The organism is Nonomuraea sp. NPDC002799, assembly GCF_053592075.1.
This window is the reverse complement of the sequence record NZ_JBSFVA010000004.1, coordinates 230045-252217: the sequence shown is the minus strand read 5'-3', so window position 1 is coordinate 252217 and position 22173 is coordinate 230045. Positions and strand designations below refer to the sequence as shown.

At 69.5% G+C, this 22173-nt stretch carries 20 protein-coding genes, 1 tRNA gene and 2 pseudogenes; 9 read left to right on the top strand and 14 right to left on the bottom strand.

The features are described 5' to 3' along the window. Window positions 1-10 precede the first annotated feature (10 nt). The 4 genes from ACWD0F_RS10530 to ACWD0F_RS10515 all read right to left on the bottom strand — a co-directional run bounded on the left by ACWD0F_RS10530 (window position 11) and on the right by ACWD0F_RS10515 (window position 5402). Window positions 11-1396 carry a S28 family serine protease gene (locus tag ACWD0F_RS10530; RefSeq protein ID WP_449873962.1) on the bottom strand — a complete coding sequence of 462 codons (1386 nt, stop codon included), beginning with the start codon at window positions 1394-1396 and terminating at the stop codon, window positions 11-13. 66 nt (window positions 1397-1462) lie between these two features. Next, a complete protein-coding gene (locus tag ACWD0F_RS10525) occupies window positions 1463-3550 on the bottom strand; it encodes an iron ABC transporter permease (RefSeq protein ID WP_449873960.1) in 2088 nt (695 codons plus the stop codon). Further along, window positions 3547-4533, bottom strand: a complete 987-nt coding sequence (locus tag ACWD0F_RS10520) for an ABC transporter substrate-binding protein (RefSeq protein WP_449873958.1) — start codon at window positions 4531-4533, stop codon at window positions 3547-3549. Before ACWD0F_RS10520 ends, ACWD0F_RS10525 begins: the two co-directional genes overlap by 4 nt. A gap of 14 nt (window positions 4534-4547) precedes the next feature. Beyond that, on the bottom strand, window positions 4548-5402 hold the full coding sequence (locus tag ACWD0F_RS10515) for an ABC transporter ATP-binding protein (protein ID WP_449873956.1): 855 nt from the start codon (window positions 5400-5402) through the stop codon (window positions 4548-4550). A 142-nt stretch (window positions 5403-5544) separates the two neighbouring features. Here ACWD0F_RS10515 and ACWD0F_RS10510 point away from each other — a divergent pair, with 142 nt between their 5' ends. Beyond that, window positions 5545-5871 (top strand): hypothetical protein, encoded by a 327-nt coding sequence (locus ACWD0F_RS10510; RefSeq protein ID WP_449873954.1) that lies wholly within the window; start codon window positions 5545-5547, stop codon window positions 5869-5871. Window positions 5872-5932: 61 nt separating this feature from the next. Here ACWD0F_RS10510 and ACWD0F_RS10505 read toward each other — a convergent pair whose 3' ends face one another. Next, window positions 5933-6922, bottom strand: coding sequence for a helix-turn-helix transcriptional regulator (locus ACWD0F_RS10505; protein WP_449873952.1), 990 nt, complete (start codon window positions 6920-6922; stop codon window positions 5933-5935). Here ACWD0F_RS10505 and ACWD0F_RS10500 point away from each other — a divergent pair. The 3 genes from ACWD0F_RS10500 to ACWD0F_RS10490 all read left to right on the top strand — a co-directional run bounded on the left by ACWD0F_RS10500 (window position 6921) and on the right by ACWD0F_RS10490 (window position 10096). Continuing rightward, on the top strand, window positions 6921-7685 hold the full coding sequence (locus ACWD0F_RS10500; RefSeq protein ID WP_449873950.1) for an NAD(P)H-dependent oxidoreductase: 765 nt from the start codon (window positions 6921-6923) through the stop codon (window positions 7683-7685). The two genes, ACWD0F_RS10505 and ACWD0F_RS10500, sit on opposite strands and share 2 nt — an antisense overlap. A gap of 864 nt (window positions 7686-8549) precedes the next feature. After that, window positions 8550-8620 (top strand) — tRNA-Ser (locus ACWD0F_RS10495). Between the two features lie 621 nt (window positions 8621-9241). Further along, window positions 9242-10096, top strand: a complete 855-nt coding sequence (locus ACWD0F_RS10490; RefSeq protein WP_449873949.1) for a hypothetical protein — start codon at window positions 9242-9244, stop codon at window positions 10094-10096. Between the two features lie 58 nt (window positions 10097-10154). Here the strand turns inward: ACWD0F_RS10490 and ACWD0F_RS10485 are convergent, their stop codons facing one another. The 4 genes and pseudogenes from ACWD0F_RS10485 to ACWD0F_RS10470 form a co-directional block, all read right to left on the bottom strand. Beyond that, on the bottom strand, window positions 10155-11246 hold the full coding sequence (locus ACWD0F_RS10485) for a sulfatase-like hydrolase/transferase (protein ID WP_449873947.1): 1092 nt from the start codon (window positions 11244-11246) through the stop codon (window positions 10155-10157). Between the two features lie 60 nt (window positions 11247-11306). Beyond that, window positions 11307-11843, bottom strand: a pseudogene (locus ACWD0F_RS10480) (sulfatase-like hydrolase/transferase); the annotation flags it as partial. Window positions 11844-11990: 147 nt separating this feature from the next. Continuing rightward, window positions 11991-12575, bottom strand: a complete 585-nt coding sequence (locus ACWD0F_RS10475; RefSeq protein ID WP_449874285.1) for a GbsR/MarR family transcriptional regulator — start codon at window positions 12573-12575, stop codon at window positions 11991-11993. Beyond that, window positions 12567-12710: pseudogene (locus ACWD0F_RS10470) on the bottom strand (helix-turn-helix domain-containing protein); the annotation flags it as partial. The gene ACWD0F_RS10475 and the pseudogene ACWD0F_RS10470, both read right to left, overlap by 9 nt. 107 nt (window positions 12711-12817) lie before the next feature. Here ACWD0F_RS10470 and ACWD0F_RS10465 point away from each other — a divergent pair. The 4 genes from ACWD0F_RS10465 (at window position 12818) to ACWD0F_RS10450 (ending at window position 16052) form a co-directional block, all read left to right on the top strand. Continuing rightward, window positions 12818-13639: an oxidoreductase gene (locus tag ACWD0F_RS10465; RefSeq protein ID WP_449873946.1), complete on the top strand. Its 822-nt coding sequence runs from the start codon at window positions 12818-12820 to the stop codon at window positions 13637-13639. A 9-nt stretch (window positions 13640-13648) separates the two neighbouring features. Next, window positions 13649-15124: a DHA2 family efflux MFS transporter permease subunit gene (locus ACWD0F_RS10460; protein WP_449873945.1), complete on the top strand. Its 1476-nt coding sequence runs from the start codon at window positions 13649-13651 to the stop codon at window positions 15122-15124. A 73-nt stretch (window positions 15125-15197) separates the two neighbouring features. Then, entirely contained in the window at window positions 15198-15728 is a 531-nt protein-coding gene (locus ACWD0F_RS10455; protein ID WP_449873943.1) for a hypothetical protein, read from the top strand. A 78-nt stretch (window positions 15729-15806) separates the two neighbouring features. After that, a complete protein-coding gene (locus tag ACWD0F_RS10450; RefSeq protein WP_449873941.1) occupies window positions 15807-16052 on the top strand; it encodes a DUF397 domain-containing protein in 246 nt (81 codons plus the stop codon). A gap of 60 nt (window positions 16053-16112) precedes the next feature. Here the strand turns inward: ACWD0F_RS10450 and ACWD0F_RS10445 are convergent, their stop codons facing one another. The 4 genes from ACWD0F_RS10445 to ACWD0F_RS10430 all read right to left on the bottom strand — a co-directional run bounded on the left by ACWD0F_RS10445 (window position 16113) and on the right by ACWD0F_RS10430 (window position 19060). Continuing rightward, complete coding sequence (locus ACWD0F_RS10445; protein ID WP_449873940.1) at window positions 16113-16589, bottom strand: hypothetical protein; 477 nt, start codon at window positions 16587-16589, stop codon at window positions 16113-16115. Between the two features lie 80 nt (window positions 16590-16669). Further along, complete coding sequence (locus ACWD0F_RS10440; protein ID WP_449873938.1) at window positions 16670-17899, bottom strand: hypothetical protein; 1230 nt, start codon at window positions 17897-17899, stop codon at window positions 16670-16672. Next, window positions 17896-18564 (bottom strand): ABC transporter ATP-binding protein, encoded by a 669-nt coding sequence (locus ACWD0F_RS10435; protein ID WP_449873936.1) that lies wholly within the window; start codon window positions 18562-18564, stop codon window positions 17896-17898. Before ACWD0F_RS10435 ends, ACWD0F_RS10440 begins: the two co-directional genes overlap by 4 nt. Further along, entirely contained in the window at window positions 18554-19060 is a 507-nt protein-coding gene (locus ACWD0F_RS10430; RefSeq protein ID WP_449873934.1) for a PadR family transcriptional regulator, read from the bottom strand. Before ACWD0F_RS10430 ends, ACWD0F_RS10435 begins: the two co-directional genes overlap by 11 nt. A 232-nt stretch (window positions 19061-19292) precedes the next feature. Between ACWD0F_RS10430 and ACWD0F_RS10425 the strand changes: the two genes are divergently transcribed. Further along, entirely contained in the window at window positions 19293-20876 is a 1584-nt protein-coding gene (locus ACWD0F_RS10425) for an RICIN domain-containing protein (RefSeq protein WP_449873932.1), read from the top strand. Between the two features lie 90 nt (window positions 20877-20966). Here ACWD0F_RS10425 and kynU read toward each other — a convergent pair whose 3' ends face one another. Continuing rightward, complete coding sequence (gene kynU / locus ACWD0F_RS10420) at window positions 20967-22169, bottom strand: kynureninase (RefSeq protein WP_449873931.1); 1203 nt, start codon at window positions 22167-22169, stop codon at window positions 20967-20969. Window positions 22170-22173 lie beyond the last annotated feature (4 nt).

Below are 22173 nucleotides of genomic sequence, written 5' to 3'. Positions count from 1 at the left end.
CCTGAGCCCGTCAGCGGGTGCGGCGGTCGGGCAGCATGTCGTCGTCCGGGATGGCCGCCATCCCGGGCGACCGCTGTGCCGCCGGCGCCTCCGCCCAGCGGCGCAGCGTGGCGGTGGCCGCCGCGCGATCCGCTTCGGACAGGCGGGCGATGTTGGCGCCGTGGTTGGCGCCGGGCGCCACGTAGAGGGAGGAGTCGCGCCTGGACGGGGTGAAGCGCTCGGCACTCCACGGATCGTTCTCGCCGTAGACGAACAGCATCCGCTCCGACCGGGTACGCACCCACAGGTCCACGTCCAGCATGGGCCGCGCGTCGTGCCGGGAGCGCAGCTCGGCGGGGAGCACCGAGTTGGGCTGGTAGAGCCCGCGGTGGCGGGTCAGCCCGCGCAGGTGCTTGAAGGCCAGGTCGGGCCAGCCGAGCTGGGTGGCCGCCTGGTAGTAGTACGGCGTGTAGTACGCCAGGCCCTGGTCGGTGTAGAACCCGAAGAAGGCGATGGCGTCGATCCAGGCGTACAACTCCGCGTCCGTGGCCGTCACGGGCGGCACGCCGGCGCAGTCCGCCGCGCCGGCGTACTGCCAGAACGCCCACACCGTGTCCAGGACCGTCATCTCGAACGACCGGTCCGCGGTGCCGAGCGTCCCGGCGAAGGTGTAGCCGTTGCGCGCGGCGTCCGCCTCCAGGAGCGGGACCAGCCGGTCACGCCGCTTGAGCGCCTCACGCTGCAGGCCGTCCAGCGCGGCCCGGCAGTCCGCGGGTCCGACGCGGGCGAAGAACCGGTCGTACGCGTGGTCGAGGGGGTTGAGGTGGTCGTTCGGCGCGACGTAGGCGACCACGCCGTCCACGTCGCCGGGGTAGAAGCGCCGGTGGTAGACGGAGGTCATGCCGCCCTTGCTGGCGCCCGTCTGGATCCAGTTGCCCGCGTACACGGACTTGAGCGCCTGGACGATCCGGTGCTCGTCCGTCGCCTCCTGCCAGATGGTCAGATCGTCCCAGTCGGCCGGGTCCGGGCGTGAGGAGCGGAAGAAGCGGTGCTCGACGGAGACCTGGTTGCCGTCGAGCAACTGCGTCGGCTCGGTACGCGAGGCAGCCGGGTTCACGGCCAGCCCGTACCCGCCGGTGTACAGGACGACGGGCGCCCCGGCCGCGCGGTGCAGCAGGGTGAGCCGCTGCTGGAAGGTCGCCCCGCCCGGGTCCCGATGGTCGACCGGCTGGGTGAGGGCCAGCACGAAGAACCGGTATCCGGCCGGCTGGGTCTCCGACACGACGGTGAGCCCCGGGATGGCGTTGAGCCGGTCCAGCAGGTCGTCCTGCGCGGCGGCGGCGGGGAGGGCGTTGCAGGTGAGGGCCGTCACGACGGCCATCGAGGCCGCCAGCGCGGCCAGGAACCGGGATCGCACGGTCGCGTCTCCTTACGGCGGCTGTACCGCCAGACGCTATACCGATCATTCCCCGCCGAACAGGCGTCAGGGGCCGTCGTTGTGAGCGCGGGCGCGCCACAGCAGGTAGACGAAGTACGGCGTGCCGATCAGCGCCGTCACCAGGCCGGCGGGGACCTGCGCCGGGGCGATGACGGTACGGCCCAGCGTGTCGGCGAGGCTGACCAGGACCGCGCCGAGCAGCGCGGCCACCGGCAGCACCCTGGTGTGATGGGCGCCGACCAGGGCGCGGGCGGCATGCGGGGCCACCAGGCCGACGAAACCGATGACGCCCACCGCCGCCACCGCCGTGGAGGTGAGGAGCACCGAGCCGGCCAGCGCGCCCAGCCGTACCGGCTCCAGGGGGACGCCCAGGATGCGGGGGGTGTCCTCGTCGAGCGAGAGCAGGTCAAGGTCGCGGCGCAGCCAGGCCAGCAGCGGGACGACGAGCAGGAGCGCCAGCGCGACGGGGATGAGCTGGGCCGGCATGCGGCCGTACGTGGAGCCGGACAGCCAGGTCAGGGCCTTGGCGGTGTTCCAGGGGTCGGACAGCACGATGATCAGGACGGTGATGGACGTGCAGGCCGCCTGCATGGCGACCCCGATCAGGACCAGCCGGTCGGAGCTGAGCCCGCCCCGCCAGGCCAGCAGGTACACCACCGCGAACGCGATCAGCGCCCCCACGCCCGCCACCGCCGACATCGTCCAGATCCCGGCCATCGGCACCAGGGTGAGCAACGAGATCGCGCCGACGCCCGCGCCCGCGGTGACGCCCAGCACGCCCGGCTCGGCGAGCGGGTTGCGGCACACGGCCTGCACGGCCGCGCCGGAGACGGCCAGCGCCGCGCCGGCCAGCACCGCGGCGAACACCCGCGGCCAGCGCTGGTCGAGCACGAACGTCAGGGCCCGCCCGCTACGGCCCTGCACCCAATTGACCACGTCACCTGTCAGCAGCCACCTGTCCCCGCCCAGCATGCCCATGATCACCGCGCCCACCAGCAGGACCGCGCAGACGGCCACCACGGTCAGGAAGGCGGCCCGTGAGCGGACCGCACCCATGCGCACGGCCGGCGGCCGGCGGGTCGGGCCCGCGTCACGGTAGCGCCGGGCCAGCCACACCATCACCACCGCGCCGAGCACCGTGGTCACCACGCCGGGGGGCACCTCGACGCCGGCCTGGGCGCCGAGCACGGCACGCAGCACGACGTCGGAGCCGAGCACGACGATCACGCCGGCCAGCCCCGACAGGGGCAGCAGCGTGCGGTTGCGGTGCAGCCCGGGGATGGACTTGGGCAGCAGGCGCACGATCACCGGCGCGCACAGCCCGACGAACCCGATCGGGCCCGCGATCGTCACCGCGGCGGCGGACAGCAGCACGGCCAGCAGGGTGAGCCAGAGGCGCAACCGCCGCACGTTCACGCCGAGCACCGTGGCGGTGTCGTCGCCGAGGCCGAGGATGTCCAGCCGGGGCCCGGCCAGCATCCCCGCGACCAGCGCCACGGCGATCACCGGGCCGAGCTGGGCGACGGCGTTCAGGTCGCTCTGCACGAGCGAGCCGCTGCCCCAGGCGAACAGTCCGGTGGTCTCCTGCGCGAAGAGGATCATGAACAGGTTCGTCAGCGAGCTGAGCGCCAGAGCGGTGGCCGAGCCGGCCAGGATCAGCCGCGTCGTCCCGTTGCGCCCGCCCGCCGACAACGCCAACACCAGCGCGGCGGCGGCCAGCCCGCCGATCAGGGCGAGCCCGCCCGACACCGGCACCGGCAGGACCAGCCCGAACGCGGCCGCGACGGCGACCGCCAGGTAGGCCCCCGAGCTGACCGCCAGCGTGTCCGGCGAGGCCATCGCGTTGCGGGCGACCGCCTGCAGCAGCGAGCCCGCCGCGCCCAGCGCGACGCCGACGCAGACGCCGGCCAGCAGCCGGGGCAGCCGCGAGGCCAGCAGGACGCGGGCGGCCTCGTCATTGCCGCCGAACGGCAGCGCCAGCAGGTCGAGCGCGCCGACCGACGAGGTGCCCTGCGTCATGTGCACGGCGGCCAGCAGGACCGTCGCGGCCAGCGCGATCAGGATGATCCCCGCGGCGCCCAGCCGCCGCAGCGGCGTCTCGGGCGGCGCGGGGGTCAGGACCTCCGTGCTCAACCCGTGTACGCCTTCACCAGCGCGTCGGCGTACTGCTGGCACGACAGGGGCCCGCCGAAGGTCCAGATGCCGTCAGGCAGCTTGGTGACCTGCTGCTGCTTCACGAACGGCAACGACTTCCAGATGGCGTTGCTCGCCAGCCCGTCCGCGAACACGTCCTCCCCGTCGGAGGCGTTGTAGAAGAAGCGGAGGTCCGGGTCCTTGAGCACGGTCAGGCCCTCGACGTCCGTGGTGCCCAGGCCCCACGCCTCGTCGACCTTGCCCTTCCAGGCGTTCACCAGCCCGAGCTGCGTGGCGACCTCGGAGACCAGCGAGCCCTTCCCGAACGGACGTACCGAGATCGTGCTGCCCTGCTTCCATCCGTCGGCCATGACGAACGGCTTGCCGGCGCCGCCGGCCGCGGCGATCTTCGCCTTGCCGTCGGCCAGCGCCGCGTCGAAGGCGGTCAGCAGCTTGGCGGCCTCGTCGGTCTTGCCGACCGCCGTGGCGATCAGGTTGAGGTCGTCGCGCATACGCTTGAGGTTGTCGCTCGCGTCGCTGCCCTTGGCCACGATCACCGGCACGAACTTCTCCAGCTGCACCGCCAGCGCGGCGTCGTCGGACTCCATGATCACCAGGTCGGGCTGGAGCGCGGAGATGGAGTCGACGCTGGGCTCCTGCCGGTCGCCGACGTCCTTGACCGAGGCGTCGAGCTTGACGGCGGTGTCCCAGGTGGCGTACCCCTTCACGTCGGCCGCGCCGACCGGCATGACGCCGAGACTGGCCAGCATCTCGGTCTCGCCCCACTCCAGGCTGACGACCCGGGTGGCCGGGCGGTCGAGCTTGACCTCCTTGCCGCGGCTGTCGGTCACCGTCACGGGTGCCGGAGCCGCGGACGTCGACGGCGCGCCGGACGGGGCGGCCTGCTCGGCGACGGGCGCCTCGGTGGTGCCGCAGGCGGCGAGGACGACGATGGCCGAGACGGCCGTCAGGGCACTGCGCATGCTGGTTGTTCCTGTCATGTCGTAGCGGTCACGTTGGTGTTGTGGCGGCCGATCGGCCGGGTCGTCACGTCGGTGTTGTGGCGGCCGATCGGCCGGGTGGTCACGGTGCCCGTGCCGGGGTCGTGGCTGACCTCGACCCGGATGCCGTAGGCGTCGCTGAGCAGGCTCTCGGTGAGGACCTGCGCGGGCGGGCCCTCCGCCCGGATCCGGCCCTCGTGCAGCAGCACGACGTGGTCAGCGATCTCGGCCGCCTGGTTGAGGTCGTGCAGCACGACGCCGATCGCGACGTCATGCTCGTCGGCCAGGTCGCGGACGAGCTCCAGCAGCTCGACCTGGTAACGCAGGTCGAGGAAGGTGGTGGGCTCGTCCAGCAGCAGCACCGAGGTGTCCTGCGCCAGGCAGGTGGCCAGCCAGACGCGCTGCAGCTCGCCGCCGGACAGCTCGTCGACCGGCCGGTCGGCCATCGGCGTCACGCCGGTCAGCTCCATCGCCCTGGCCACGGCGGCGGCGCCCTCGGGGTCGGCGGCCTTCCAGCGCCGGCGGTAGGGGTGGCGGCCGTACTCGACGACGTCGCGCACCCGCACGCCGCCCGGGGTGGGGCGGCTCTGCGCCAGCAGCGTCACCCGCCGGGCGAAGTCGCGCGCCGGCAGCGCCAGCGCGTCGCCGCCGTCGGCCAGCGTCACGGTGCCGCTGTCGGGGCGGTGCAGTCTGGCCAGCGCGCGCAGCAGCGTCGACTTGCCGCTGCCGTTCGGGCCCACCAGCGCGGTCACGTAGCCGGGCCGCAGGGTGATGCGGCCGTCCTCGACCACGGACTTGCCGTGGTAGCCGAGGCACAGCTCCGCGCCGCGGAGAGCGATCTCCTCGGTCATGGCATAAGGTTAGGCTAGCCTTACCAAAAGCGCCATGGCGGGGGTCATAATCACCCAATTGAGTACGGCCTACTCATGCATCCGCCGCCCGGCCACCCGACCCTGGTCTTCAACACGACCGCAGGGGAAGGAACCCGGAACGATGACGAAGAAGATCGACCGGCGCTATCTGGACGAGCATCGCCCGGCGGTGCACACCCTCGAATCGTTCGGCGCGTTCGTCGCCGACTACGCCATCCGCGAGGCGATGGACCAGCTCGACGGCGGCCAGGCGGAGGTCATCGACGTGACCGTGCCGCTCCGCATCATGTCGCGGACCGTACGCAGGACGTTGTCACGCGCGGACGCCCTGGCCCTGGGCGAGACCGAGGCGGAGGCGGCCGACCGGCTCGGCGCGGTCGAGGCCGACTGCCTCATCATCGAAGGCTCCCTGGGCCCCGTCACCGTCACGGTCCACCTGGCGATCTAGCTTCACCCGGCGTCGGCTGCGGGCTCGTTTCCCCGTCGGACAGCACCCCCCTGCGCTTCCGTCAGCCGATCGTCTCGTGGCTCCGGTGGGGGACGCCCAGGTTGGCGAGCAAGCGAAGATTGTCCGCATCGACGCCGCCCGGTTCGGGAGTCAAGGTGATCAGCTCCTGGCCGGAACCGTCCGGCAGCACGAAGCGTTCCTGATGCAACGTGATCATGCCGACCATCGGGTGCCGCAGGCGTTGCGATCCGTGACCGCGCACGCTGACCTCGGCGGCGGCCCACAGTTCGCTGAACCGGCGGCTGCCGATGGACAGCTCACCGATGAGCGCGACCAGCTCCGGGTCATCGGGGAACTCGCCGGCGGCGTGGCGCAGGTGGGCCACGGTGTCGGCGGTGCACGACGCTCGATCGGCGTACAGGTCGAAGCGGCCGGCGTCGAGAAAGATCATCCTGGCCAGATTGCGCTCCTCGACCGGCACCTGATCCAGATCGCAGTACAGCAGACCAGCCAGCCGGTTGTACGCCAGCACGTCGATGCGGTGGTTGATGATCATCGCTGGGTATTCCGACATCGTGTCGAGGATCTGCCGCAGTTGCGGCCGCGTCGTGGCCGGATATCCGGTCGGCCGCGGCCGGTGGTTACGCCGTCTGGCCAGCTTGTGCAGGTACTCGCGGGCCACGTCGTCGAGTTGCAGCGCCCGCGACAATGCGTCCAGCACCTGCTCCGACGGTTGCGTCGCCCGGCCCTGTTCGAGCCGGGTGTAGTAATCGACGCTCACGCCGGCCAGCTGCGCCAGCTCCTCGCGACGCAAACCGGCCACCCGGCGGCGGCCACCGACGGTGACGCCGACCGACTCCGGCGGCACGTGCGCTCGCCGCGACTGCAGGAACGCGCCGAGATCGCCGAATTTATCCATAAATCCCAGTATGCACCTGGGCCACTCGGGCTGGTCACGACGATGGTGGCCCTGCCAGACCCAGGAACCCGCGTCCGGTGGACAAGGCGGTCTCTGGTTGCCGCCCGGCGTCGGGCGCAGGATCGCTGACATGAACGTACTGATCGTCTACGCACACCCCGACCCGAACTCGCTGACCGGCTCCCTGAAGGACCACGCCGTCAACACCTTGCGAGCGGATGGCCACGACGTCGTGGTCACCGACCTGTACGCGATGAAATGGCAGGCAGCGGCCGACTACACCGACTTCGACGACATCACCGGCCCGGATCTGATGCATGCCTCGGGAGAGGCATACCGATCCGGCCGGCTCACTGAGGACATCCGCGCCGAACAACAGAAGCTGCTCGACGCCGACCTGGTCATCCTGCAGTTCCCGCTGTGGTGGTTCACCATGCCCGCGATCCTCAAGGGGTGGATCGACCGGGTGTTCACCTACGACTTCGCGTACGGCGCGGCGATTCCGCGTTATGGCGCCGGCCCGTTCGTCGGCAAGCGCGCCATGGTCGCCACCACCGCGGGCGGCAGGATCGGGCACTACACCGAGCGGGGGGTCAACGGCCCCATCGACGACTTGCTGTTCCCGATCAACCACGGCGTGTTGTCCTTCACCGGATTCGACGTGTTGCCGCCGTTCGTCGAGCACAGTGCCGTCCACCTTGACGACCAGGGCTATGCCGAGGTCGCCGAACGTTTCCGGCAACGACTCGCGACCGCCTTCACCGCCGACCCGATCCCCTACCGCGCGGAGTCCGGCGGCGACTACACCGGCCTGACCCACCAGGACGGTTCGGAGCTGGTCCCGGGCCGGGAAGCCCCGGGCACCAGCGGATTCACACTGCACACCCGCGCCTGACCCGAAGTGACGCTGACGCTGCGCTGAGCTGGGTCAGCTCAGGTCTCGGCTCACCCGGCATTACCTGGCGGGTAATCGCGGTGGTCAGGCTTCCATGTCACGGACCCGCACGTCAGAGCCTTCACCACCCTCATTGCCGCCCCTTGAAGCGATCACGAGGAGTGACCAACTGAGTGACTACCCCTCCCTGTGCTCCCTCGGAAAGATTCGGTCCATCGCTTCCGCACCTTCCAGAATCACGGGCTTGATCTGGTGGCGGTACACGGTCTCCGTGATGGCCGATCCACGATGGCCTACCAGGCGGGCGATGTTCTCTGAGGGACCCGGTGTGACCAACGTGCCGTGCGGCCTTTTACAGGTCCCAGTGTGCCCGCAGCGTTTCCACGCAGCGCAGTGGAAGCGCCAGAGTCCGGCGTGACTTCCTGGTCTTGGTATCGCCGCACGCACTGAGCGCCACACCATGACCGACGGGGGAATCGGCGGAGTTGCTTCGGACTTGCCGTCCAAGTCGACATGCGACCAGGTCAGCGCCCGTGGCTCGTCACCGTGCGGGCACCGATCAGCAGAGACAGCACGATGTAGGCGTACAGGGTGCTCGTCTCCGCAGCGTTCAGCACAGCGTCAGCTTGCTCGAACGTGAGCGCCTTGGACGGCCGCCCTGCCTGGCCGGTCGGCACTTTGCATAGTTCGACTACGTTGCGGTGTACCTTGTCCCGAGCCTTTTCCCTACCGAGGTAAGCATGTTTTCTCATGCCCCATTCCCCACTTTCTGTCAGCCGATAACGCTTCTTCTGTGATCATGGAGTACCTCCGGAATGATCAATTGATCATCACGTGATCCCGACATCACCTCTGCAGGTCACGGCCGTAGTGCACAGGAAACCGCTAACGCTCTCCTAAAGCGGGTGCCGCAGGTTCGAATCCTGCCGGGGGCACACATCTAGATCGGCATTTCAGGCCCCTGACCTGCGGTTTCATAGCCGCAGGTCTTTTATTTTGCGCCCTTGATAGGCAACCGACGGTGCCCACATGCAGCCGTAAGACCATGATCAGGGGATATACGTGGGATGATCTTGATAGCGTTTCCCCAGCTCAGGCCCTAGATCCCCGCCATCCCGGCCTCCGGCAGCCACTGCGGCCGCACCAAATATCGGACGACCGCCACGAGGGATCGTGCCAAATACGTGCGCAATCCCCCACCGGAGGCACGTTCATCGCCGCACTACCGCCGTCAGGAGCGCATCCCCGCCGACCTCGGCACACTGCCCATCCACAAAGCTCGCACGGTCTCCCCCTCCCTCACCGCGCCCGCCCGCGTACATCCTGCGCTTCCGCGCGAGGCGGGATTTGCGGCACCATGATCGCATCATTCCGACGAAGGAGGCTGCTTGGTCGGTTTCGCCTGTGCAGAGTGCGGCGCCGTGGTGACCGTGAGGGTGTCGCGAGTGGCGCTTCCCGACCACTCTGCCCAGAAGTACGGGCATGACCTGCTCCCCGGTCTTCTGGAACCAGGAACCTACGCCGTGGACCCCGGAGACAGCCGACCCTGGCAACCCTTGCAGCCCGAACCGGAAGGGCATGGCATCCGGCTACAGACGTACTGCATCACGGGACCACCGAACAGGATCGCGATCGCGCCGGGCGACGTCCGCGGAACCGTCTTCATCCCGGAGCGGCTGGGCGGCTGCTGTTGCGGCTGGGACGGCCAGTACGGCCCCAACCTCGCGTGCGCGGAGTGCGGCTGCCCGGTGGCGACCCGCGTCGACGACTGCGGGTTCTGGCAGGTGGTGTGGCTGGAACCGGACGCCGTGCGCCCCGTCGCCGTCGATGGCCCCGTCCAGCGGGTGATGGAGTGGGAGGAACTGCCGAGCACGCCGCCCGTTGATCCGCGTGGTTTCTGGAGCCCACGGTGGGAGGCCGCGGTCGCGGTGGCGCTGGCGCACCTGCTGGCGGTATCGGGTGGTAAGCGGGTGTCCGTCCCTGAGGGGCCTGTCGCAGAGGCGTTTCGCCGGGCGATCGACACTCTGCTCCCTCCGGGGCCACCGGAACGACACCTCGTCCTGGCCGGGCCCGGCCTGTCCGCCGCGATCACAGACATCGCCCTGGTACCGCGGCATCCGCAGACCGGTGAGGTATGGCCGTGCGACGCAGGAGCGGTGGTGCCGCTGGCCGCGGACGTGTGGACGTACCTGGCCTTCAACGATGATCGGCGGCTCGTGCCGGCGGCGTACGGGATGCCCGCCGGCGTTCGCCGCGACGATCCGCCCCCGCTGCTGCCGAACTCCCTTTTCGGTCCTGATGGGCGGGTGTTCCTCGGCACGCTGGAGCGGCTGACAGCGGTTCGGCAGCCGTGGTTGCGCCGCATCCATGACCGGGTCAATGACCGTCCGTACATGAACCCGTTCTCGTAGACGTCAGACCTCGTCGAGAGACCACATCGCGGCCTTCGGAGGATCTGCGCTGAGGCCGTCACGAGCGTTGACTTCGGCGCTCACTACATAAGCCGAGGCGGTCAGGGCCGCAAGGCCCTCCCGCCCGCCCGCAGACCTTTCTGCTCGCGATCGTGGCCCAGAGCGCGCCCGGAACGGCCTCGACTTTGCTGTACGCGCTGACGGGCGGCGCGGTGCGCGAATTCGGTCTGGCCGGAACGTCTGTGGCCGGCAGTATCAAGGCCGGGCTCGACCGGATGACCGCGCCCGAGGAGAAGTGGCGGCCCGGGAAGGTCCTCATCGGCGCGTCGATCATCGTCGCCGTCGCGGCGGCCATCGCTCTGTGGCTGTGGCTCTGATTCAGCGCAGGTGAGCGGCCGTCCAGCAGTCCACCGCGCCGGGTTTGCCGCACCCCGTCAGAGCATCGAGCACCCTTGCTCAGGGCCGCCTTCCTGGCGTTGCCGGGCTGGTTGGACTGCTGGTGCGGGTCGGTGACGGTGTTGTAGTACTCGGGTTTCGGATCGCCCTCGTACTCCACATAGAGCGCCCCGGCCGTGCGAACGGCGTTGTACGAGGGCGGCTGCGCGTTGCCCGTCTTGAGGCGGTCGGCGTCGGGTCGGGCCGTGGCCCGGAGTTCGGCTTGAACGTGCTCGATCAGCGCCGCATCGCGCCAATCCGTGACCTTCTGGCCCTGGATGAGAGGCAGGAGGCTGCTGCGTCCGTCGCGGCTGTCCGCGTCGATTCCGGCCATGTCGAGGAAGGTCTCGAACAGGTCCACGTTCTGGGCGATGGCGTTGGTCACGACGCGGTCCTGCCGGCCTGTGGCGGGGCGCTTGACCAGCAGCGGCACCCGTACGTCGTGGTCGTAGGCGGTGGACTTCCCGCGTACGAGGCGGTGCTGCCCGAGGTGGAAGCCGTTGTCGCTGGCGAACACGACGTAGGTGCTCCGCTTCTCGGCGTCGGTCAGCGTGGACAGGACCCGCCCCACCATGTCGTCGACCGACTGCACCATGCGGATCCGGTCGCGGAAGTCCTCGCGAAGCTGCTGGACGCGCTTCGCGCCGATCGGCTCCCGGCGTACCCTTGAGGGCTTGTCGGTGGTGTCCTCGTTGAACGCGGGCAGGCTCGCCACGTCGATGTCGTCGCAGTCGGGGGCGCCGCAGTCTCCGTGGGGAGCCGTTCCTGAGGGCGGTCACGCCGCGCGGGCGGGAAGCGCGGCTCCTTGTCGCCGGGCTTGAAGTCGACCCTGTTGTGCGGTGAGAAGGACGAGATCTGGAGGAAGAACGGCTCGTCGGGGGCGTACTTCCTGGACCGCTCGATGAAGCCCGCCGCGCGCCGGCCCAGCTCGTCCACCGGGTACTTGCCCCCAGAGATCGACCGCTGGCCCTTTTCCTTGATGTAGCGGGTGAGCCGGTAGTTGATCTCGCCGTATCCGCCGCCGGCGGAAACGTGCCACTCGTCCCAGCCGGTTCGTTGATGTATTTGCCGAGGTAGCCCGGCGATATCCGGCTTGGTGGAGTGAGCGGGCATAGGTTCTGCTCTCGTGCTTCGCGAACGCCAGGTAGCCGCCTCGGTCGTAGCCCTGGTTGGTGCGTACGCCCGTGTTGTGCGGGAACTCGCCGGTGAACATCGAGGCCCGGGACGGGCAGCAGAGCGAGTCGGAGACGTAGTAGTCGGTGAACGTGGTGCCGCCGTCGGCCAGGCCGCCGACGGTGTCCATGTACGGGAGGCGCTCACCCTGCGCAGGCTGGGCACTCTCACCCTGGCCGGGCGGATGCGGCGGTTCCGCCCCTGCACCGCCGCCATGACCGCCGCACTCGTCCTGCTCGTCGGCACGGGGGTTACGCTGCGCGCGGCTGCCGCTCTCGTATGACGTTCACCGCTGACGTTGCAGGGAAAGGGCCTGCCGCCAGTGCTCGGCCGCCTGCCCCATGTCGTGGCCGAGCAGTGCGAAGAACTGGCTGGTGGTGCGGAGCCGGTCGCCGGTGGGGGTGTCGGTGCCGAAGATCCCGGCGCCGTGCCGGGCGGTGTCGGCCCAGATCGCGATCGACCTGGCGCTGGCCGCCCAGGTGCGGTACCAGACGTCGACGTCGACCAGGTATCGCACCCGGCGCGCTTCGTGCTCGCGGGCGATCATCCCCCGCTGCTCCAGCCATTTGGTGGCGTTGGAGATCGTCGCCGGGCTGACGTGCAGTTGCTGGACGAGCTCCGTGGCGGTCAGGCTGCCGCCCTCGCTGAGGAACAGCGCCGCGAACACCCTGGCGGTCATGGGCGCCATCCCGCCCGCGATCATCATCGCGACGAACTGTTCCTCGAACTCCCGGACCGTACGGACGTCACGGTCGCCGGTGGTATGCGGAACGCCGGCGTGGGGAGCGCGCTTGCGGCGGCGGGCGCGCCAGTTCGTCGCATGTTGCGCGCGGGCCGCCCGGTAGTCGTGCGCCCCGCCGTTCCTGGCGATCTCGCGGGTGACGGTGGACCTGGACCGTCCCAGCCGGCGGGCGATCTCCGCGTACGCCAGGCCGACCGCCAGCCCTTCGGCGATGCGGCGACGATCCTCGGCGGTCAACCGGTCTCCCGGCATGTCATCCTCCATCTGTTGCACTCATCTACAAGCTTGTTGCACCAATCTATGGCCCTGGACCTGCACAGATACTTTCTGCGAGTTGTCTCAGCTTATAAGCTAAACCTAGCGTCTCCCCTATGGAAAAGGTCATTCTCGTCACGGGCGCCTCCGCCGGCATCGGCAAGGCCACCGCCCTCGAACTCATCCGCGCCGGCCACATCGTGTACGGCGCCGCGCGACGCGTACAGAAGATGGACGACCTCCGCGAAGCCGGTGGCCACGCCCTGGCACTGGACGCACGCCGGCCGGAAGACCTGGAACGCGCCGTCGCCGCCGTCGTCGAGGAGCAGGGCCGCATCGACGTGCTGGTCAACAACGCCGGCACCGTCCTGCACGGCGCGGCCGAGGACATCCCCATCGACCTGGCACGCGACCAGTTCGAGGTAAACGTCTTCGCACCGGCCCGGCTGACTCAGCTCGTCCTGCCGTACATGCGCGAACAGGGCTCCGGCACGATCGTCAACGTCTCCTCCATCGGCGGCGAGATCGCGCTCCCGCTCGGCTGCTGGTACTACGCGAGCAAGCACGCGCTGGAGGCCTACTCCGACTCGCTGCGGATGGAGGTGGAGCCGTTCGGCATCGACGTCGTGATCATTCAGCCGGGCATCATCAAGACCGAGTTCGAAGACCGTACGGCACAGGATCTTCGTGAGATCTCCGGCGCGACCGCGTACGGCAAGATGGCCGAGACCATGGCCAGACAGGCTGAGACGCAGCTCGGCGAGAACAGCCAGGGCAGCGACCCCGGCGTCGTCGCCACCGCCATCCGGCAGGCCATCGAGGCCGCCAAGCCCGAGACGCGGTACGCGGTCGGCTGGACGGCCGAGCAACTCCTGGAGCTCAACAGGACGCTGCCGGACCGCGAGTTCGACAAGCTCGTCATGAACGCCATGAAGTAGGCCCCCGCCATGTCACAACGTAGATGGTGGGCACTCACCGCGCTCGTCCTCACGTCGCTGGCCGTGGGCTTCGACGTGACCATCCTGAATCTGGCCCTGCCGAGCATGGCCAGGGACCTGCACGCCGATAACGCCCAATTGCAGTGGTTCGCCACCGTCTACACGCTGGTGCTCGCCGCCGGCATGATCCCGGCGGGAATGCTGGGCGACCGTTTGGGACGGAAAAGGACGCTCCTGGTCGCGCTGGTCATCTTCGGCGTCAGCTCACTGACCGCCGCCTACGCCCCCTCGACCGGGATCTTTATCGCGGCGCGTGCCGTGCTGGGCCTGGGCGCGGCGCTCATCATGCCCACGATGCTGGCGCTGATCCCGACGATGTTCACCGCTGAGGAGCGGCCGAAGGCGATCGGGACGCTGGCGGGCGCCTCGCTGCTGGCCTTTCCCATCGGCCCGATCCTGGGCGGCTGGCTGCTGAACCACTTCTGGTGGGGCTCGGTCTTCCTGATCAACATCCCTGTGGTCGTGCTGGCGTTCCTCGCGGTCGCCGCGTGGCTGCCCGAATCGGCGCGGGAGCGCGGCCGGCGGATCGACGTGGGCGGCATCGTGCTGTCGAGCGCGGCGCTGACGGCGTTGACGTACGGCCTCATCGAGATCGGTGAGCGAGGCTGGACCGATGCCGCCGTGTTCGGGCCGATTCTTGGCGGGATGGCCGCGCTGGTGCTGTTCGTGGTCTGGGAGCGACGGGTCGACGCACCGCTGGTGGACCTCGCGCTGTTCGCCAACGCGCGCTTCACCGTCGGCACCGTGCTGGCCACGCTCGTCACCTTCACCATGTTCGGTGTTCTGTTCGCGCTGCCGCAGTACTTCCAGGCCAACCTGGGGACGGACGCGATGGGCAGCAGCCTGCGCCTGCTGCCCCTCATCGCCGGACTGCTCGCCGGGATGGGGACGGCGGGCAGGCTGAGCGGGCTGATCGGGCCCAAACTCGCGGTCGGCCTGGGGTTCGTCCTGCTCACCGGGGGTCTGTTCTGGGGTTCCACCACTGGTACGGACAGCGGCACCGTGCTGGCGGCCTTGTGGACCGCCATGTACGGACTTGGGCTCGGCGGTGTCCTGCCCACGGTCATGGACGCGGCGCTGGGCACCCTGTCGCCCGGCAACGCCGGCGTCGGCGCCGCGGTGAACCAGTCCATCCGTACCCTGGGCGGCAGTTTCGGCGCGGCCGTGCTGGGTTCGATCCTGACGTCCGCCTACCGGGCCGGGGTGCCGGAACAGGCCCGCGAGAGCGTCTTCGCGGGGCTGGCCGCCGCCCGATCCACCGGGTCCGCGACCTTGGAAGGTACGGTCCGCGCCGCCTTCGTCCATGGCCTGGACCTCGTCCTGGCCGTCAGCGGCGGCCTCGGCGTCGTCGGCGTCCTCCTCACTCTGGCTTGGCTGCCTGGTAGGGCATCTCCGGTTCGTGATGAGGTCATGGGCCTTCGGTGACACGGTCTCTGGTTGCGGGATTCCGCCGGGGTGTGCTGCTGATCATCCCCGGCGGACCGGGCAGCCCCGGCCGATGGGGATCTCCGGCTTCGAACCGACCTTTCTCGTCGGACTTGAAGCCGTCCGCGAGGAACATGGACCGGGCCTGGCCGCGCTTGGTGGCCGGCGTCTGACGAGATTCGCCCTCGTGCGTTTCGTCGAGGACGGGGACTGGTTCGCTGACTGCCCCGTCGTCTTGCACTTCGACGGCATCCAGGTGGAGATCTGCCACTGGAAGTTCGATGAGCTGTCGATCGGCTGGAACACCATCGACACGACGACCACGATCAGCGGCTGGGAGTACGGCGAGCAGACGCCGGCGTGGTCCGACGCCGACGAGCGCCTTGAGCCGTTCGTCGGCCAGGAACTCCGCGAGGTCGCTCTGCTTGAGTGGCGGCCATCCTCACGTCACGACCTGGCGGACGGCACCCTCGCTGTGGAGTTCGTCTTCGATATCGGTCGTTTCCACATCGCCAACGCTCTTGATGAGAACAGCATCGATGTCGGCGAAGCCCATCCGGATTTCGTGCGACACCGGCTGGGCCGGTGCACACAGCCCAACTAGTACTCGAATTCTCTCTGGGCGTAGACGGCGATCTCTTCGTCGGTGACTCGTGCCGCGTGTTCCAGCAGCGAGCGATTCATGAAGTGCACCCCGCTTGGCAGCGGCCGCGGCGAAAGCCGACCGTCCGGAATCTGCTGGGCACCTCACGGGGGCAACGGTTGTGTAGAAGTTACACGTGCCGACGTCGCTCCGGGAAGCGCTCCACACAAAGCCAACCGTGGACCATTGGTGCTCTTTCGTGACAGCGAGAACCCTGAGGGAGCCGTTTTGGCCTTTACCCGTGGAGAGCTGCAAGCGTTCTTCGCAGGCGTCAAGGCCGGCTAGTTCGACGATCTGTTCTCCTGATCCGATGTTTTGCCTTGGATGGCGTCGCAGGCCCGGCCATCACCGTTGAGTTTTGCGATCCCGTCGGGTGAGCAGAGCCCAGTGACTCAATCCGAGGACACCGGACACCAGCGGCTGCACGATCAAGGCAATCAGAAGCCACTCAGGCCAGGTTGTAACAGGACCGTCGCTCTCTACGGCCATCAAAGCGAATCCCAGACAGGTGAAGCCGAGCACCAACAAGCCCAGGGTCATGCGAAGGTAGTGGGGACGAGGAATCAAGCGGCCTACGCGCCATAAGAGCGGGGGAAGAGCAACCAGGACGAGATAGCTAATCGCCCCACCGGCTAGGGTGCCCACGATCTGACCTGTGGAGGCGTCGAAGAGCCCTTGGTTGCTCCAGTCACTTATCTTGCGAACCCATGATCCGGTCGTCCAGACCAGCACGAGCACTGCGAAGAGGATCAGAAATCCTCCGGCAGTCACCGGGAACGCATCGTCATTCTTCCCGTTCACACCGTTCGGCGTGTTGCTCACCGGGCCTCCACTGCGCCGCGCCGACTATCCCCGGAATGATCTCAGCACACGGTCGCACTAATCCACCCGCGATCGGCCCCTCAGGCGCGCAACCGGTCCAGGCGGAGCGCGCCGCGCAGCAGCGGGCGCGCCGCGAGGGCCACCAGTACGGCGGCGAGAACCCCGATGCCCGCCATGCCCACCGCCCTTCCGACCGCCCAGCCGAGCCACTCGACCCGATAGACGTCCGCCAGCGTCAGGACCACCACCGCCGTGCCCGAAGCCGCCGCCACGACGCAGACCGGCAGCGCGGCGATGACCGCCTGCCGGACGAGCACGCCGCCCAGCGCCCGCTCCGGCACCCCTGAGGCGGCCAGCGAGGCGAACGAGCGACGGTGGTCGATCATCTCCTCCGCCTGGTGCACCACGAGCGCGACCGCCGAGGTGACCAGGGCGACCAGGAGCGCGGCGTCCACGAGCGCGTGGGCCTGGGAGTAGCCGATGCCCGCCTGCTGGGCTCCGGCCGCGGCGCCGAAGAACACGGTCAGGCTCACCACGGACAGGGCTCTGGCCCACGCCCTCGGGTCCGCCTCGACCAGCCGGGCCGCGAGCAGCGTCTCCGGGGATCTGGCGAAGCGCCCGGCCCGGCGGGCGTACGCCCTGATCAGCCAGGTCGCGGCCAGGGTCACGCCGAACAGCAGGAGCACCAGCCCGGCGGCCACGGACAGCGCCGTCCCGTAGGCCCCAGCGATCGGGAAGTCGCCCTTCAGCAACCAGCCGAGAACGATGAGACCGGCGCCCGTCACGCCGAGAAGCAGGTCACGCACTCGCGGCCCCCGCAGGCGCGAACGGCGGACCACACCGAGCGGCGAGGCGATGACATGCCGACCGGCCTGCGCCCCTGACAGGACCCCGCCGGACACCGCCACGGCGATGACCACCGGCACCTGGACGAGCGGCCCTGACAGGTGGGTGACCACGTAGGCCACCGCGCCGGCCAGCGAGCCGAGCAGGGCCAGCCAGCCACCTTCCAGGGCGCCGAGCCGGCGCACGTCGCCCGGCGTGGCACCGGCCAGGCGCAGGGCCGCCAGACGTCGTTCCCTGGTGGCCGAGGCCAGCCGGTTGGCCTGGTGCAGCAGGCCGGCGACCGGCACGGCCAGCAGCGCCAGCGCGAGCCCGGTCAGCGAGCCGCCCTCGTCGTCGAAGTCCGCCAGGCGTACGGCCGTGCAGATCAGGAACGTCGCCGCTCCCGCGCCGGCGGCGACCAGCCAGGCGCGTGTCTGCTCGGCCCGCGACCGCCCCCTGTTGAGCATCCGCATGACAGTGATCACGGGTTCACCCCCGCCGGCACGGCCCCGTCGCGCAGGGCGATCTCCCGGTCGGCATAGGCCGCCACCCGGTTGTCGTGGGTGACCAGGACCACGGTCGTACGGGCGGCGCGGGCCGCGTTCAGCAGCGCGCTCATCACCTGTTCGCCGCCGAGCGTGTCCAGGGCCCCGGTGGGCTCGTCGGCGAAGACCACGCGCGGGCCGGTGGCCAGCGCCCGTGCGAGCGCCACCCGTTGCGTCTGTCCTCCGGACAACTCACCGGGCCGCTGATCGGCGCAGTCGGACACCCCCAGCCGGGCCAGCCAGTCGAGCGCGACACTCATGGACTCCTGCCTGCCGTGCCGGTTGAACAGCATGGGCAGCGCGACGTTCTCCGCCGCGGTGAGCTCGGGCACCAGCTCGCCGAACTGGAAGACGACGCCGAAGCTCTCGCGGCGCAGCCTGGTCAGCTCCGCCTCGGCCAGCGTGTCGATCCGCCGGCCGTCCAGGACCACCTCTCCTGACTCCGGGCGCAGGATCCCGGCCAGGCAGTGCAGCAACGTCGACTTGCCCAATCCGCTCGGGCCGGTGATCGCCAGGATCTCTCCCTCCGCGATCTCAAGGGAGACGCCCGTCAGTGCCCTGGTCTTGCCGTACGACTTCACCAGTCCTCTGGCCTCAAGCATCATTGTCCTTCTGTATGCGGGAGAGTGCGGTCTCGATCCAGCGCAGGTCGGCGTCGAGGTGCTGCAGCGCGTAGTCGGCGGCCAGCACCTCGGCGGGCGCGCCGGCCGCCTTCACGGCGGTCAGCTCTCGCATGCGGGCCAGATGCGCCTCCCGCTGCCGCAGGAGATATCCGTCGGCGCTCCTGCCCGCGACGGCGACGCGGGCGAACAACGAGCCGGCGACGTAGGGGGCCGGCGGCTCCACGGTGTCCAGCCAGCGCGCCAGCTCGGCCCGGCCGTCGTCGGTGATCGCGTACATCGTGCGCTCGGGGCCGCCCTCCTGCTGCGTCTCCGCGACCTCCGCGAAGCCGTCGCGCTCCAGCCGCTGCAGCGTGGCGTAGACCTGCCCGTACGCCAGGGGCTTGGCGCCTGCCAGGCGGTGATCGTGCTCCTTCTTGAGCTCGTAACCGTGCTTCGGGCGCTCGGCGAGGAGTCCGAGCAGCACATGACCGGTTGACATGATCGCGACTATACATCGAATGAATAGCTAGCAAGCCGGTCAATCCGGTGGAAACAAAGGCTTAATGATGCGTTGACAGGAGGAAAGCGCTTTCCTATGGTGAGGGCATCCACTTCGATGGACGGATGCTTCATGGGTGAAGAGTGTCCATTGATGTGAATACGTTCACATCTGTGAACAGCGCGCGCTCGCTGGGGGGATCCCGCAGGTCAGGACCAGCAAGGAGCTAGCTGTGAAGAACGGATTCGACAGGAAGGCCGCCACGATCGCGGTCGTGGGCGCGCTCGCGTTAGGCGGATGGGCGGTCGGCACCTCCGCGGCCGCGGCCGATCCGGCGCCCGGCGCGTACACGATCGTCAACGCGGGCAGCGGGCTGTGCCTCGGCGTGCCCGGCGCGAGCACCTCCGACAACGTGCAACTCGTCCAGGCCGGATGCGACGGCTCCGCCCCGCAGACCTGGAACCTGACCGCGGCCGGCAGCGCGTTCCAGCTCAAAGCCGCGCACAGCGGCAAGTGCGCGGGCGTCGAAGGCGCGAGCACGTCGGCGGGTAAGGCCGTGCGGCAGGAGACCTGTTCAAGCGGCACCTCCCAGACCTGGCAGCTGACCGCGTCCGGGTCCGATCTCCGGGTGATCAACGTCAACAGCGCCAAGTGCCTCAACACCAAGGACAACGCCACCTCGTCCGGCGCGCTGGTCCAGCAGAACTCCTGCGACTCGGTCGCGACCAAGCAGTGGCGGCTGGCCCCGGCCGGATCGGTCACCCCCGGCCCCAGCACCAGCCCCACGCCGACAGTGACGCCGACGGTGCCCCCGACCACTCCCCCGACCACGCCTCCGGGCAGCGCCTCGGGTCTGGTGGGCTTCGCGACCATGACCGGGTACGGCCGCGTCGGCACCAACGGCGGCACCGGCGGTGCCACCGTGAACGTCAGCACGTACGCGCAGCTCGCCGCGGCCGTCGCCGACGACACGCCGCGCATCGTCCGGGTGTCGGGCACGATCAGCGGCGCCGGCGCCGACATGCTGGACGTCGGCTCGAACAAGACCATCATCGGCGCGGGTTCGAACGCGACGCTCAGCGGGTTCGGGCTCGACGTGAACGGGTGGGGCCCGGACGAGGTCGCCTGGGGCGGCGACATCTGCGACCCGGCCGAGAAGGACCGGTTCCAGCACGTCAACAACGTGATCATCCGCAACCTGACGTTCACGAACTCCGCGGACGACTCGGTGAACGTGCAGTGCTACTCCCACCACGTGTGGATCGACCACAACACCTTCCGCGCGGCCGCCGACGGCTCGGTCGACGTCAAGCGCGGGTCTGACCTGGTGACCGTCTCGTACAACCGGTACATCGCCACGGACAAGTCGATGTTGCTGGGCCACAGCGACAACAACGGCGCCCAGGACACCGGCTACCTGCGGGTCACGTACCACCACAACTGGTTCGACGGCTCCAACACCCGGCACCCGCGCGTGCGCTTCGGGTACGCCCACGTGTACGCCAACTACGTGGACGTCGACGACTACTTCATCGGCCTGGGCGTGAGCGGCAAGATCTACGCCGAGAGCAACCACGTGAAGGGCGCGAAGACGATCACGCAGGACTTCGGCGACGCGAAGCTGACCTGGACGGGCAGCAACTTCTACGACATCGCCACGATCACCAGGGCCAACAGCAGCGGCAGCACCATGAGCGACTGGCTGCGCGCCGACGGCAGCGTCTCACCGCCGCCGTACTCCTACTCGGCCGGATCCGCCTCCGCCACCCCGCCGGCCGCGGGCGCCGGGGTCGGCGGCGCGGAGATCATCCCGTAACCGTCAGCGGCGCGGAGATCATCCCCTGACACGCACGGACCGCCCCGGTTTCCAGAGGTCTCCGACGAGACGGCGAGACCGGGGCGGCCCTCAGCTCTCCTTCCTGAGGGCTTCGGCGGCGCGCCAGCAGTCGTGGTAGCTGGAGTAGAGCGGCGTCGGGGCCAGCCGCAGGATGTCGGGGTTGCGGGAGTCGGCGATCACGCCGTGGCCCCGGCTCAGCCGCTTCGACAGGCCGTCCGCGTCGACCACGCGCAAGGAGAGCTGGCAACCACGACGCTCCGGGTCGGTCGGGGTGACCACGGTGAAGCCGTCGAGCAGGCTCTCCAGGTAGGCGGTCAGGCGGATGCTGCGGGCGCGCAGCTCGGCCATGCCGATCCGGTCGAAGAGTTCGAGCGAGGCGCGGATCGGGCTCATGGCGTAGATGGGCGGGCAGGAGATCTGCCAGGCGTACGCGCTCTTGGGCGGGGTGGAGACGGGATCCATGCGGAAGCGCGTCTCCGGCTCGGTGCCCCACCAGCCGTCGAAGCGCTGGATCGCCGGGTCGTCCAGGTGGCGCTGGTGGACGAAGACGCCGCCGAGGGCGCCCGGACCGGAGTTGAGGTACTTGTAGGTGCACCAGGCCGCGAAGTCCGGCCCCCATTCGTGCAGCTTGAGCGGGATGTTTCCGGCGGCGTGCGCCAGGTCCCAGCCGACCTTCGCGCCGGCGGCGTGCCCGGCCCGGGTGATCCCCGGGATGTCCAGCAGCTCGCCGGTCAGGTAGTTGACGCCGCCGAGCAGGACCAAAGCGACCTTGTCGCCCTCGGCGGCGAGGTAGGCGAGCGGGTCGGCCGTCCTGATCACGTCGCGGTCCGGGTCGAGGCCGTGGAAGCGCACCTGGCTGCGGACCGCGTAGCTGTCGGAGGGGAACGCGGACTCCTCGATGAGGATGCGGGTGCGCTCGCCGCTCGGCCGGTAGAACGAGACCATCAGCAGGTGCAGGTTGACGGTCAGCGTGTTCATGACGACCGTCTCCTCGGGCAGCGCGCCGACCAGCCGGGCGGCGGGCCCGGTGAGGAGCTCGTTGTAGCGCACCCAGGGACGGTCGCCGTCCATGTGCCCCTCGACGCCGAGCCTGGACCAGGCGTCCAGGTCGCTCAGCAGCTCGTCGCGGACGACCCGGGGCTGCAGCCCGAGCGAGTTCCCCGCGAAGTAGGCGCTCTCCTGATACTGCCCGCCCGGGGCGGGCGGGATCAGGAACAGGGAGCGATGCCCAGGATCGTCGGCGTCCCGCCGCCGCGCATCGTCTTCAGACATGATC